Source organism: Sphingomonas sp. ID1715 (genome assembly GCF_013044515.1).
Taxonomy (GTDB): domain Bacteria; phylum Pseudomonadota; class Alphaproteobacteria; order Sphingomonadales; family Sphingomonadaceae; genus Sphingomonas_B.
On record NZ_JABEPR010000003.1, the window covers coordinates 338352 to 351142 of the forward strand.

Annotated in this window: 15 protein-coding genes; 9 read left to right on the plus strand and 6 right to left on the minus strand. The window is 66.6% G+C overall.

The genetic code is table 11. From position 1 onward, the window contains the following. Window positions 1–64: 64 nt before the first annotated feature. On the plus strand, window positions 65–241 hold the full coding sequence (locus tag HJG53_RS10815; RefSeq protein ID WP_171130388.1) for a PspC domain-containing protein: 177 nt from the start codon (window positions 65–67) through the stop codon (window positions 239–241). Between the two features lie 64 nt (window positions 242–305). After that, complete coding sequence (locus HJG53_RS10820) at window positions 306–836, plus strand: peroxiredoxin (protein WP_171130390.1); 531 nt, start codon at window positions 306–308, stop codon at window positions 834–836. Between the two features lie 2 nt (window positions 837–838). Here HJG53_RS10820 and HJG53_RS10825 read toward each other — a convergent pair whose 3' ends face one another. Beyond that, complete coding sequence (locus HJG53_RS10825) at window positions 839–1270, minus strand: hypothetical protein (protein WP_171130392.1); 432 nt, start codon at window positions 1268–1270, stop codon at window positions 839–841. A gap of 104 nt (window positions 1271–1374) precedes the next feature. Between HJG53_RS10825 and HJG53_RS10830 the strand changes: the two genes are divergently transcribed. Then, the gene (locus tag HJG53_RS10830; protein WP_217352757.1) at window positions 1375–2097 is read left to right on the plus strand and encodes a LytTR family DNA-binding domain-containing protein; all 723 of its coding nucleotides are present in this window, start codon (window positions 1375–1377) and stop codon (window positions 2095–2097) included. On the opposite strand, the gene HJG53_RS10835 is transcribed toward HJG53_RS10830, so the two are convergent. From HJG53_RS10835 to HJG53_RS10845, 3 genes are read right to left on the minus strand one after another with little or no spacing between them, the layout of a single operon-like run. Next, the gene (locus tag HJG53_RS10835) at window positions 2094–2552 is read right to left on the minus strand and encodes a RidA family protein (RefSeq protein WP_171130395.1); all 459 of its coding nucleotides are present in this window, start codon (window positions 2550–2552) and stop codon (window positions 2094–2096) included. The genes HJG53_RS10830 and HJG53_RS10835 overlap by 4 nt on opposite strands. Further along, window positions 2549–3202, minus strand: a complete 654-nt coding sequence (locus HJG53_RS10840; RefSeq protein WP_171130397.1) for an HAD family hydrolase — start codon at window positions 3200–3202, stop codon at window positions 2549–2551. The genes HJG53_RS10835 and HJG53_RS10840 overlap by 4 nt, the downstream gene beginning before the upstream one ends. Then, entirely contained in the window at window positions 3199–3468 is a 270-nt protein-coding gene (locus tag HJG53_RS10845; RefSeq protein ID WP_171130399.1) for a DUF3572 family protein, read from the minus strand. The genes HJG53_RS10840 and HJG53_RS10845 overlap by 4 nt, the downstream gene beginning before the upstream one ends. A gap of 41 nt (window positions 3469–3509) precedes the next feature. On the opposite strand from HJG53_RS10845, the gene HJG53_RS10850 reads away from it, so the two are divergent. After that, window positions 3510–3872: a response regulator gene (locus tag HJG53_RS10850; RefSeq protein ID WP_171130401.1), complete on the plus strand. Its 363-nt coding sequence runs from the start codon at window positions 3510–3512 to the stop codon at window positions 3870–3872. 84 nt (window positions 3873–3956) lie between these two features. Here the strand turns inward: HJG53_RS10850 and rpmG are convergent, their stop codons facing one another. Then, complete coding sequence (rpmG, locus tag HJG53_RS10855) at window positions 3957–4124, minus strand: 50S ribosomal protein L33 (protein ID WP_046348982.1); 168 nt, start codon at window positions 4122–4124, stop codon at window positions 3957–3959. A 163-nt stretch (window positions 4125–4287) separates the two neighbouring features. Here rpmG and HJG53_RS10860 point away from each other — a divergent pair, with 163 nt between their 5' ends. The 5 genes from HJG53_RS10860 to HJG53_RS10880 all read left to right on the plus strand — a co-directional run bounded on the left by HJG53_RS10860 (window position 4288) and on the right by HJG53_RS10880 (window position 9527). Further along, window positions 4288–4602, plus strand: a complete 315-nt coding sequence (locus HJG53_RS10860) for a hypothetical protein (protein ID WP_171130403.1) — start codon at window positions 4288–4290, stop codon at window positions 4600–4602. Between the two features lie 88 nt (window positions 4603–4690). Beyond that, complete coding sequence (locus HJG53_RS10865; protein WP_171130405.1) at window positions 4691–6754, plus strand: S9 family peptidase; 2064 nt, start codon at window positions 4691–4693, stop codon at window positions 6752–6754. 70 nt (window positions 6755–6824) lie between these two features. Continuing rightward, complete coding sequence (locus HJG53_RS10870) at window positions 6825–7688, plus strand: dienelactone hydrolase family protein (RefSeq protein WP_171130407.1); 864 nt, start codon at window positions 6825–6827, stop codon at window positions 7686–7688. 51 nt (window positions 7689–7739) lie between these two features. Next, on the plus strand, window positions 7740–8366 hold the full coding sequence (locus HJG53_RS10875) for a glutathione S-transferase family protein (protein WP_171130410.1): 627 nt from the start codon (window positions 7740–7742) through the stop codon (window positions 8364–8366). A gap of 54 nt (window positions 8367–8420) precedes the next feature. Next, window positions 8421–9527: a zinc-binding dehydrogenase gene (locus HJG53_RS10880; protein ID WP_217352759.1), complete on the plus strand. Its 1107-nt coding sequence runs from the start codon at window positions 8421–8423 to the stop codon at window positions 9525–9527. A gap of 33 nt (window positions 9528–9560) precedes the next feature. On the opposite strand, the gene HJG53_RS10885 is transcribed toward HJG53_RS10880, so the two are convergent. Further along, complete coding sequence (locus tag HJG53_RS10885; RefSeq protein ID WP_171130414.1) at window positions 9561–12776, minus strand: glycosyl hydrolase; 3216 nt, start codon at window positions 12774–12776, stop codon at window positions 9561–9563. Window positions 12777–12791 lie beyond the last annotated feature (15 nt).

Genomic DNA, 12791 nt, shown 5'->3' on the forward strand with positions numbered 1-12791 from the left:
GCCGCAGTCGGCCCTGCCGCCGTCCCGATGGTTGCCTAAGCCCTCTCGTTCAGGAGTTAAGATCATGTCCGCATTCCGCCTCGATCGCGGCAACGCCAAGCTGATGGGCGTGTGCGCGGGAGTGGGAAATGCAACCGGGATCGACCCGCTACTGGTCCGCCTCGCGCTGTTCATGGCGCTGCTGATCCTTGGTCCGATCACCATCCTTGGCTATCTCGTCACCGCCTGGGCGGCGAGCTGAGGCTGGCGCGGCAAGCTCGGGGCGCTTAAGGTCGAGGCGCCCCGAAGCTTCCAAGGAGCCGCCCATGTTCCGTTCGATCCTCGGCCTGTCGCTGCTTCTGGTGACCAGTTCCGCGCCCGCGGCGCTCGCGCCCGGCGCTCCCGCACCCGATTTCACCACCCAGGGCGCGCTCGCCGGCAAGCCCTTCTTCTTCACGCTGAAGCAGGCGCTGAAGAAGGGGCCGGTGGTGCTCTATTTCTTCCCCGCCGCCTTCACCCCCGGCTGCACCGTCGAAGCGCACGACTTCGCCGAGGCCACGCCCGAGTTCAACAAGCTGGGCGCGACCGTGATCGGCATGTCGGCCGACACGCTCGACAAGCTGCAGCGCTTCTCGGTCGAGGAATGCCGCAACAAATTCGCGGTCGCGACCGCCACGCCGGCCGTGATCAAGGGCTATGACGTGGCGCTGCCGGTCCGTCCCGGCATGACCAACCGCACATCGTACGTGATCGCACCCAACGGCAAGATCGTCTTCGCCTACTCGGCGATGAGCCCGCAGGGCCATGTCTCCGGCACGCTGGACGCGGTCAAGAAGTGGCGGATCGCCCGGAAATAGGTTCAGCCGGCGGGACGATAGACGAGATGGGGGCGATGGCGCGCGATCATTGGGAAGATGCGGCCACCATGATAAGCGACCGTTCCGCACATCATCGTGCCTCCTTCGACGAGCTGACCGGTGAAGGTCACGTCCGCTTCGCGCGAAGCGACCACCAGCTTTACCGCCGTGCCGTCGACGGTCACGCTGCGGATCGCAAGGCTGTTGTTGGAATAGGGCGTCAAAGATCCGGCCCAGCCACCATCGATCGGCCCTATGGCCATATAGCCGCGCGACAGCTGCGGACCCGCGTCCATCACGAAATCCCAGAGCCCCTGCAGGTCCGGCGCCTTGGTGGGGGCAAAGGCAGCAAAACGCGCGCAGGGTTGGGCTGGCGCTTCCTGCCCAAGGGCTGGAGCGGTGACCAGGGAGGCGGCAAGAACAAGGAAACGCATCATCACTCCTTCATTTCAGTGCAGCCTTTGGTGATCGCCGGCGGGGCGTGCCGACAAGGTGCGCTTTCGTGAGCTGGAGAGTGTCTTTCGCGAACGGCGGCTGGATGCAGTTGGCGAAGCGCCAACGGCCCCAGTGGCTCCATCAGCTTGGCGCGGCCTTGCTGATCGGCATCATATTGGGGGTTTTGGGACCATTTGGTTCGTCGGCCGCAATGTCGCTGATCGAACGCTACGCCTTCTGGATCGCCAGCACGCTCGCTGGCCTGCTCAGTCTGCGGGGCGCGGAAGCTCTGCTCGGCCGGCGATTGTTCGCAGCGCGCTTGTGGCGGCCGGTAGTCTTGGCGGCCCTATCGGCGTTGCCGATGACCTTCTTCGTCGCCTGGATGTTCACGCTGCTGCAGCCGGGCCGCGTCTTTCCACCCGGCCGCCTGCTCGCCCTCTATCTCTGCGTGACGCTGGTGCAGTTCATTATCGCCCAGGCACTGAAGAGCGGTATGACTGCTCGTGCAGAGCCAGAACTGCCAACGCAGTCGCTGTTACACTCGCGCCTGCCACGAATGCTTGGAGATAAGGTGATCGCGTTGGAGGCGGAGGACCATTATCTCCGGGTGCACCGCCCGACGGGGTCGGAGCTCATGCTGATGCGCCTTGCCGACGCCGTTGCGGCGGATGACGGGCAGCAGGGAATGCAGGTCCATCGCAGCTGGTGGGTCAGTCGGGACGCCGTGCAGCGGTGGGAAGGCGGTCGGCTGCACCTGTCGAACGGCCTTGCCGTGCCGGTGGGCCGGACCTTTGCCGCCAGGGTGAGGGCCAGCTTCCCGCGTTAGTTCTTGACCGCCACCACGGCGTCGACCTCCACCGCGACGCCGAGCGGGAGGCTCGGGACGCCCACCGCGCTGCGGGCATGCTTGCCGAGGTCGCCGAACACCTCGGCCATCAGCAGCGAGCAGCCATCCGCCACCTTCGGCTGGTCGGTGAAGTCGCCGGTCGAGTTGACGAAGACGCCGAGCTTCACCACCCGCGCGACCCGATCGAGCGAACCGAGCGCCGCCTTCATCTGCGCGAGCAGCATGATGCCGCAGCTCCGCGCGGCATCGCGGCCGGCGTCCAGGTCCATGTCTTCGCCCAGGCGGCCGGTGATACGCTGGCCGTCTCGCTGCGACACCTGGCCCGAAATATAGAGAAGGCCGCCGGCTTCCACTGCCGGCACATAGGCCGCGACGGGGGCGGCGGGTTCGGGAAGGGTGATGCCGAGTTCGGCGAGACGCTGGTCGATGCTCATGCCGCCGTCCCAATCACCGGCATCGCGCTCCCGTCAAGCCCGGAGGTCAGCCGCGCGGCGATCCAGTGCCTGGCCTCCGCCCAGTCGTCGATGCGGACATGGGCGTCCGGCGCGGGCGGCATGATCGCGGCGAGCTCGGGTTCGGCGATCATGTGCAGCCGAAAGACCTGCGGCGCCGCCCGGGCGACCGAGTTGTGATGCAGCGCCAGATCGTCGACGAACACTGCGGCGCTAGGGCGATATTCCTCCAGTAGGGCGGTGACCGGCGTGCCCTTGCCGCCCTGGTTGCACAGCACCCGGTGCTGGATGCCGACCGCCTCCAGCTGAGCGATGCGCCGTTCCTGATGTTGGTCGAGCAGGTTGGTGAGCACGACGACATCGGCGATCTCCGCCAGATCGGCGAGCGCCTCGCGCGCGTGCGGCACCAGCGTCTGGCGGTGCATCTCCGTTTCAAAAAAGCCGTTCAGGAGCGGCCAGGTGCGGTCCCGCGCCAATATGTCACCGGTCTTGCGGTCGCGCACCGCGCGCGAATAGTCGCCGGCCGACAGGTCGAAGTCGACCTCATGCACTTCGTCGAGCCAGGTGCGGAAATGGCTGACCATGTGCAGCAGCACTTCGTCGCAATCGGTGATCAGCAGCGGTCGGTTCATTGCTCTAACTCCGCGCGCGCTGCGACCAGCGCGGCTGGGGTGCTGCCGATCGCCTCTGCGCAGGCGACCAGGTCGGGTTCATGCGCTTCGAGGAAGCCCAGGATGGCCGCCTGCACCTCAGGACGGTCGATACGGGCGCGCAGGTCATTCGTGGTTAACCCTGTCAGCCCAAGCAACCGCTCGGCGCGCCGCGAGTCTTCCAGGCACCAGGCGAGCGCCATCAGGGCCAGCGTGGCCGCGTCGTGATTTGGTCCGGGAGTTTGCATGGGCTATGTGGATAAGTTCGGGGGAAAGTTGTGAGGTGCTTGTGAGTAAGAAAGTGCTCGTTGTCGAGGACAACGAACTGAACCTCAAGCTCTTCTGCGACCTGTTGCGCGCGCACGATTATGTCGCCGAGCCGGTGCGCGACGGCCGCGAAGCCGTCGAGCGCGCACGCGAGTTTTCGCCCGACCTGGTAATCATGGACATCCAGCTGCCCAATGTCAGCGGGCTGGAACTGATCGAGACGCTGAAGGCCGACGAGCAGCTGAAGCCGATCCCGATCATGGCGGTCACGGCCTATGCCGGCAAAGGCGACGAGGAACGCATCCGCGCGGCGGGGGCGGAGGCCTATGTGTCGAAACCGATTTCCGTGAACCGGTTCGTCGAAAGCGTCGAGGCTTTGGTCTGATGATGTGCCCCTGCGGAAGCAGGGACCCAGAGTCCTTGTCCGCTGGGTCCCCGCCTTCGCGGGGATGACGAGCCTAAAGGCTCGTCACTTGATCTTGGCTTCCTTGAACTCGACGTGCTTGCGCGCGACCGGATCGTATTTGCGGAAGCTCAGCTTCTCGGTCTGGGTGCGCGGGTTCTTCTTGGTGACGTAGAAAAAGCCCGTGTCCGCGGAGCTGACGAGCTTGATCTTGACGGTGGTCGGCTTGGCCATGGCCCAACTCTCTTGATTTCGCGAAAAAGAAAAAGCGGCGTCGCCGCCGCTCTGTCAGCCGCGCCCCATGCCGCCAAGCGGGCGTCGAGTCAAGCCGCACGGCCTTAACGCAGCTTTCATCAAGCCGTGGCTAGGCTGCGCCGGCAGAGAGCTGGAGGGCCGGATGCAGCAGGATGGGATGAAGCAGGTGCGTGCCGATTTGTGCGAGCGCATCGACGGCCTGCGCGCCGCGGTGCCGTTCGGAACGGTCGCGGGGCTGTGCGACAAGGCGTCGGATCTTCGCCACCTCGCGCAACGCTACCAACTGCGCCCGATCGCCGATCTCGCCTGGAAGCTCGAAGGCCGCCTGGCGCGCGGCGAACGCGGCCCCGCCGTGATCGACATGCTGTCGCTGATGCGGGAAGCGAGCGAGTGCGGCCGCACCGACGCGCAGGCGGCCACCGCCTGGGCCGCCGCCGCATCCGTCCGACTCTCCTGATCCCTCTATTGAGCCGGCGCATTTCTTCTTCCATGGGAGGCGCATAGGCGCCGGGCAGGGGCCCGGCGCGCCGATAAGAGGCTGACCCATGCGCCGCCCATTGCTCGCTCTCGCTTTCGTCCTCGCCGCCGCTCCCCTCCACGCCCAGCCCGCCGAGGGTCCCAGCCGCACGCTGCAGGGCCGCGATCTGTTCAGCCTGGAAGTCGCATCGGACCCGCAGATCAGCCCGGACGGCTCGGTGATCGCCTATGTGCGGCGATCGAACGACATCATGACCGATCGCGCCCGGCCGAGCATCTGGCTGGTGGACACGCGCACGGGGAGCCAGTCCCCGCTGGTCGCGGGCGCCGGCTCACACTCCAGCCCGCGCTGGTCGCCGGACGGCAAGCGCCTTGCCTATGTCTCGACCGCCGAAGGTGGTGCGCCGCAGCTTTTCGTACGATGGATGGCGACCGGCCAGACCGCCCGTGTGACGGGCCTGCCGACATCGCCCGGCCAGATCGTCTGGTCGCCGGATGGAACGCGACTCGCCTATACGATGCTGGTGCCCGCCGACGCCCCGACGCTCGGCAAGCCGCTCAAGAAGCCCGAGGGTGCCGAATGGGCCAAGCCGCTCGAAGTCTATGACCGGGTCGTCTACCGCACCGACAATGGCGGTTATCTGAAGCCGGGTCTCACCCAGATCTTCCTGGTTTCGGCGGACGGCGGCGCGCCCCGCCAGCTGACCTTCGCCAAGGCGCCGATCGATGGCGGCATCGAATGGTCGGCTGATGGCCGCCGCATCCTGTTCAGCGCCAATCTGACCGACAAGTGGCAGCTGGAACCCACCGACAGCGAGTTGCAGGAGTTGGATGTCGACAGTGGCGCGATCCGGCCGCTGACCGACCGCCGCGGTCCTGACCAGAATCCGCTCGTCTCCCCGGACGGCAAGTGGATCGCCTTCACCGGCTACGACGATAGCGGCCGCGCCTATGAGGTGGACGAGCTTTATGTGATGCCGGCGGGCGGCGGTGCGGCGCGGGCCCTGACGCCGCGGCTCGACCGCTCGATCGGCTCGCCGGTCTGGGCAGCGGACAGCCGCTCCATCTTTGCCCTGCAGGACGACAAGGGCACGATGAAGGTCGTGCGCATCGGCCTCGACGGCTCGATCCGCACCGTGGCCGAGGGGCTGACCGGTTCGGGGCTCGACCGGCCCTATGCCGGCGGCGAGTTCAGCGTCGCGCGCGACGGCACGCTGGCGATCACGGCCGGCAATCCGCAGCGACCGTCCGACATCGCGGTTGTCCGTGGCGGCGGCACACGGGTGCTGACGCGGCTGAACCAGGAGCTGTTCGCCGGCAAGACGCTCGGTGAGGTGCGCAAGGTCAATGCCACCGCGTTCGACGGCAAGCCGATCGACGCCTGGCTGACGCTGCCGCCCACGCCCGCGGCGGGCGGCAAGCATCCGCTGATTCTCGAGATTCACGGTGGACCGCACCAGGCCTATGGCCCGGCCTTCTCGACCGACAATCAGCTCTACGCCAGCGCCGGCTATGCGGTGCTGTCGGTCAATCCGCGCGGTTCGACCTCCTATGGTGAAGCCTTCGCCAACGAAATCGACAAGACCTATCCGGCGCGCGACTTTGACGACCTGATGAGCGCCGTCGATGCGGCGATCGCGACCGGCCAGATCGATCCGAACAACCTGTTCGTGACCGGCGGCTCCGGCGGCGGTGTGCTCACCGCCTGGATCGTGGGCAAGACCGACCGGTTCAAGGCGGCCGCAACGCAAAAGCCGGTGATCGACTGGGCGAGCTTCTCGCTCACCGCCGACAATCCGGCCTATTTCACCCGCTACTGGTTCGGCAAGAAGCCGTGGGAAGACCCCCAGCTCTACTGGTCGCGCTCGCCGCTGTCGCTGGTCGGCAATGTGCATACGCCGACCTTGGTCGTTGTCGGCTCGGAGGATTACCGCACGCCCGTCAGCGAGGCTGAGCAATATTATTCCGCGCTCCAGCTGCAGGGCGTGCCGACCATGCTGGTCAAGGTGCCGGGCGCCAGCCATGGCGGCATCGCGGCCCGCCCGTCCCAGTCCGCAGCCAAGGCGGCGACGATCACCGCTTGGTTCGACCGCTACCGCAAGCCCGCTGCCGCAATGGCGCCCACCAACTAAAGCCGTTCGTATCGAGCGAAGTCGAGATACGCTTCTCGACTTCGCTCGAACTAAACGGAGGAGAGGGACGATGGACGAGAGCATCCGCCAACGCGCGATCGAGCTGTACGACGCCTATACCCATGAGGGTCGGGACCGCCGGAGCTTCATGCGCGACATGACCTTGCTGGCGGGAAGCGTCGCCGCGGCCGAGGCGCTGATCGCGGGCATTGCTGCCTCTCCGGCGGCAGCGGCGATCTTGGCTCCCGACGACAAGCGGCTGAAGACGCGCACAGAGCGCTGGGAAACCGCACCGGGTCGGCCGATGAGCGGCTATGTGGCCGAGCCGGCGGGCCGCAAGGCGGGCCCGCTGGTCGTCGTCATTCACGAGAATCGCGGGCTCAATGATCATATCCGCGACGTCGCGCGGCGGGTGGCATTGGAAGGTTATCTTGCCGTCGCACCGGACCTGCTTGCGCCGCTGGGTGGCACGCCTTCGGACGAGAACAACGCGCGCGAGATGATCGGTGCGCTCGATCTTGCCGCAACGGTCAAGGACGCGCAGTCGGCGTTCGCCCGCTTCTCCGGCGGACGAAAGTCGGGCCTCACTGGCTTCTGCTGGGGCGGCGCGATGGTTGACCGACTGGCGGTTTCCGGTGCGCCCGGCCTGGCCGCGGCCGTCAGCTATTACGGGCCGGCACCCGATCCCAGGGAAGCGGCGAAGCTCGCCGTGCCGCTGATGATCCACCTGCCCGAACTGGACGCGCGCGTCGCCGGCACGGTGCGGCCCTTCGTCGCCGCGCTCAAGGCTGCAGGCAAGCCGGTGACGCTGCATGAATATGCCGGCGCCAATCATGCCTTCAACAATGATACGTCCGCCGAGCGCTACAATGAAGCGGCGGCAAAGCTCGCCTGGCAGCGGACCATGGCCTTCTTCAAAACCCATCTGGTCTGATCGTTCGTTCCTGCTATGTTCTGATCGCGACTCGAACAGGGGAGAGCCGAGATGGCCGAGCTGACTTTCTACACCAACCCGATGTCCCGCGGCGCGATCGTGCGCTGGATGCTGGAGGAAGTCGGGCAGCCCTATGAGACGGTGCTGCTCGATTACGGCACGACGATGAAGGCGCCGGACTATCTGGCGATCAATCCCATGGGCAAGGTGCCGGCGATCAAGCATGGCGATGTGGTCGTCACCGAGGGCGCGGCGATCTGCGCCTATCTCGCGGATGCCTTTCCGGACGCGGGGCTGGCGCCGGCGCCAGGCTCGCCGGAGCGGGGGCCCTATTATCGCTGGCTCTTCTACGGTGCCGGCCCGGTGGAAGCCGCGGTGATCAACCATTCGCTCGGCGTGCAGATCGCACCGGAGAAGAAGATGATGGTCGGCTATGGCGATTACGACACGGTGGTCGATGTGCTGGACCGCCATTTCTCCGAACATGAGTGGGCGGCTGGCGATCGGTTCACGGCCGCCGACGTCTATCTGGGTTCGCAGGTCCTTTGGGGCACGCAATTCGGCACGCTGCCGAAGCGGGACAGCTTCGATGCCTATGCCGCGCGCCTGACCGGCCGCCCGGCGGCAGTGCGTGCGAAGGAGATCGACGCAAAGCTCCGCGAGCAGCCAGAGGGCTAGATCATCGCCCATCTGCTCCTATAGGCTAGGCCAAACAGCCAAAGGGGCATGGAGATGGAAAGCCTAGAACTGCGCTCGCTCGTCACCGAGGACGGCCAGCTGCGCATCAGCCTCGAACCGCAGGAGCTGGGGGAACCCGGTCCGGGCGAATTGCTGGTCCGGGTCGAGGCGGCGCCGATCAATCCGTCCGATCTCGGCCTGCTGCTCGGGCCAGCCGACATCGCGACGCTCAGGCTGGAGGGCGATGTCCTGACCGCGCAGGTGCCGCCGGAGCGCCTGGCCGGCGTCGCGTCGCGGCTTGGCCAGTCGCTGCCGGTCGGCAATGAAGGCGCTGGAACGGTCATCGCCGCCGGTCCCGACCAGCAGCAGCTGATCGGCCGCATGGTCGGCATGATCGGCGGCGCCATGTATGCGCAGCACCGCCGCATCGCCGCGCGCGACTGCATCGTGCTGCCCGAAGGCGCGACCGCTGCAGAGGGCGCGTCCCTGTTCGTCAATCCGCTGACGGCGCTCGGCTTCGTCGAGACGATGCGCAAGGAAGGGCACAAGGCGATCGTCCACACCGCCGCCGCTTCGAACCTCGGTCAGATGCTGGTGCGCATCTGCCTTGCCGACGGCGTGCCGCTGGTGAACATCGTCCGCAGCGCCGAGCAGGAGCAGCTGCTGCGCGGACTGGGCGCCGAGCATGTCGTCGACAGCAGCCGCGACGACTTCACCGCGCAATTGGAAGCGGCGATCGACGCCACCGGCGCGACCATCGCCTTCGACGCGATCGGCGGCGGCAAGCTCGGCAGCCACATCATGTCGGCCATGGAACGCGTCGCCGCGCGCAAGATGGGAAGCTATAGCCGCTATGGCTCGGACAGCTTCAAGCAGCTCTACATCTACGGCGCTCTCGATCTCGGCCCGACCGTCCTGAACCGCCTCTCCTTCGGCTTCTCCTGGAGCGTCGGCGGCTGGCTGCTGACACCGTTTCTGCAAAAGGCGGGCATGGAGACCAACATTCGCCTGCGCGAGCGCGTCGCCCGCGAATATAAGACGACGTTCGCCAGCCACTATACCGACACGATCAGTCTGCGGGACGCGCTCAAGCCGGAGATCGTCCGCGCCTATGAGCAGAAGCGCACGGGCTCGAAATATCTGATCGATCCGAGCCGCTGACCTTCCCGTGCCCCGGCGAGAGCCGGGGCACGCTCACTCTTCGCCTTGCTCCTGATCGCCGGCGCCGCCGTCTTTGGCAGTGCCGGCGGGCGCGGCGGGAAGTGCGCGGCGTTCGATCGGCCTCAGGCCGGCCGATTTCAGCCGCTGGTTGAGCGCCGGCAACTCGCCGAGCGCGCGGTCCAGTTCTGCCAATTGTGCGTCGAGCTGCCGCGAAAGGTCGGCAAACACCTGCTCGGTCGCGTCGGTCGGCCCGGCTTCGGCGCTTTCGACGGTGCCGATCAGCCCGGCCAGCTTGTCGTTCAGCATGATCGGGTAGTTGAGCGGGTCCTGGCGGCTGCGGTTCTGCACCTGGTACAGTCGCCCCTCGACCGCGCTCAGCTTGGCGTCGAAGGCGCCAAGGTCGCGCTTGAGTCCGGCATCATCGGCCTTTGCCGCCGCCGCTGCCGTCTGTTCCTTTACGCCGCGGATCAGCAGCACTGCCCGGTTCGCCTCGCCGACGCGCGCGGTAATGCGGCTGGCGAGGTCGAAGCGCCGCTGCAGGTCCGCCGGCGTCGTACCCGACACGCGCGGATCGGTGCGAACCTCGAACGGCTGGGTCTGCGTCGTCCCGTCGACCGTCAGGCGCGCCTGATACCGGCCCGGCAACGCCGCAAAGCCCCGGTTGCGGCTGGTCCACAGGATCATGCCCGGGAACTCGGTAAAGCCGGGATGGCGCATATTCCACACGAAGCGGTTCAGGCCCGGCTTCATCCCCGCCGTCGGTACCGGCGTGGGGCCATCGTCGTCATCATCGTCGTCCGGCTTCTTGGCCTCCTTCAGGTTGCCGGCAAAGCTCTGGATCGACTTGCCGTCCGGGCCGATAATGTCGAGCGCCAGCTTGCGCGGCGTCCTTGGCAGGAAATAGTCGATCGCGACGCCCTCATCGACGCCGCGCACCGCCGCCGACGGGGCGAACAGCCGCAGCCGCCGGTCATTGCCCGAGGCGAGCTGCCGCAGCACCCCGATATCGTCCATTACCCAGAAGGACCGGCCATGCGTCGCAATCACCAGGTCGCGATCTGTAACGGCCAGGTCGGAGACCTGCACGGCGGGCAGGTTGCGCTGCAGTTTGTGCCAGCGCGCGCCCGCATCGAACGACACCCACACGCCCCGCTCGGTGCCGAGGTAGAGCAGGCCCGGCCGCTTCACGTCCTCGCGGATGCTGCGGGCCATCTCATCGGCGGGAACCCCTTTCGAAATGTCCTGCCAGCTGCGGCCATAGTCGCTCGTCTTCAGCACATAGGGGCGAAAGTCGCCCAGCAGGAAGCGGTGGCCGGTCAGATAGGCGGTCCCGGCCTTGTGCGGCGAGTCCTCGACGGTCGTGATCTTCACATTAGCCGGTAGCGCGGCGGGGGTGACATCGGTCCAGTTCGCGCCGCCGTCGCGGGTCACATGCACCATGCCATCATCGGAGCCGGCCCAGATCACACCGCGTTCCAGGCGCGAGGGCTGCAGCGCGAACACGGTCGCATAGGTTTCGACGCCGGTCTGGTCGCGGGTGATCGGTCCGCCCGACGGGCCAAGGGTCGCCGGATCGTGCCGGGTCAGGTCCGGGCTGATCTTCTCCCAGCTCTGGCCCTGGTTGCGGGATCGCCAGACATGCTGCGAGGCGACGTACAGCGTGCCCGGCTCATGCGGATCGAACACGATCGGATAGGTCCATTGAAAACGCTCGGCAATGTCGCCGGCCGAATATCCCATCGGATTGTCCGGCAGCACGTTGACGCGGCGTTCCTGCCCGGTCGCATAATCGAACCGGTCGAGCGTGCCGCCATAGCTTCCCGCGTAAAAGATGTTCGGGTTCTGCGGGTCGTTGGCGACATAGCCGCTCTCGCCGCCGCCCGCGGCAAAGCCGTACAGCCCGCCGCCGAGCACGTTGATGTGCTTCCAGTCGCGCGACGGCACGCAGATCGTGGTGTTGTCCTGCTGTCCGCCGCAGGCGAAATAGGGGAAGTGGCTGCTGATCGCGACGCGGTAGATCTGCGCGGTCGGGTAGGTCTGCTTGGTCCAGCTGGTGCCGCCATTCACGCTCACATTGGCGCCGCCGTCGTTGGACTGGATCATGCGCTGGTTGTCGTTGGCGGCGATCCACAGGTCATGGTTGTCGCCGTGCGGCACCTTGATCTTGGTCTTGAACGTCTTGCCGCCATCGTCGGAGCGGTAAAAGTCGACGTTCAGCACATAGGCGCGGTCCTTGAGCTTCGGATCGGCGACGATGCGGGTGTAGTAGAATGCGCGCTGGCGCAGGTCGCGGCTGTCGTTGGTGCGGGTCCAGCTGGCGCCGCCATCGTCGGAGACGAACACGCCGCCATCCTGATGCTCGACGATCGCGTAGACGCGCTTGGCATCGGCGGGTGAGACGCTGACGCCGATCTTTCCGACCAGGCCGGTCTGCGGCATGCCCTTGGCGCGCGTCAGCTCGGTCCAGGTCGCGCCGCCGTCAGTCGTCTTGAACAGTCCACTGCCCGGCCCGCCCGAACTCATCCCCCACGGCTTGCGCCAGGCCTCCCACAGCGCTGCATAGACGGTGTCCGGGTTGTTCGGATCGATGGAGATGTCGACCGCGCCGCTGCGCGGATCGCGGTACAGTATTTTCTTCCAGCTCTTGCCGCCATCGACGGTCTTGAAGACGCCGCGCTCCTCGTTCGGCTCACCATAATGGCCGAAGCCGCCGACATAGACGATGTCGCAATCCTTGGGATGGATGCGCACGCGCGAAAAATTCTGGACGTCGGAGAGGCCGATCTTCTTCCAGGTCTTCCCGGCGTCCACCGTCTTCCACACGCCGTTGCCGGGCAGGATGTTGCCGCGCAGCTGGGTCTCGCCGGTGGTTGCATAGACCACGTCCGGATTGGCCTCGCACACCGCGACTCCGCCCATCGCCGCGGTATCGAGCTGGCCGTCCGTCACCGGCGACCAGCTATTGCCGCCATCTGTCGTCTTCCAGATGCCGCCGCCCGTCGCCGCGAAATAATATTCGTTCGGTCGCGCGACGCTGCCAGCGGACGAGATCGAGCGGCCGCCGCGGTTGGGGCCGATGTTCCGCCACTTGAGCGCGGTGAAATAGGCCTCTTCGCCCTTCGGCAGCGGCTCGGGCTTGGTCGCGGGATCGGCCGGCTTGGCGCCGGCGTCGACCGCCTTGGCCGGGTCCTGTGCTGCGACGGGTGCGGCGAGCAGCGCCAGTCCAACTATGACGAAACCGCTGCGCATTCACCTGCTCCCATT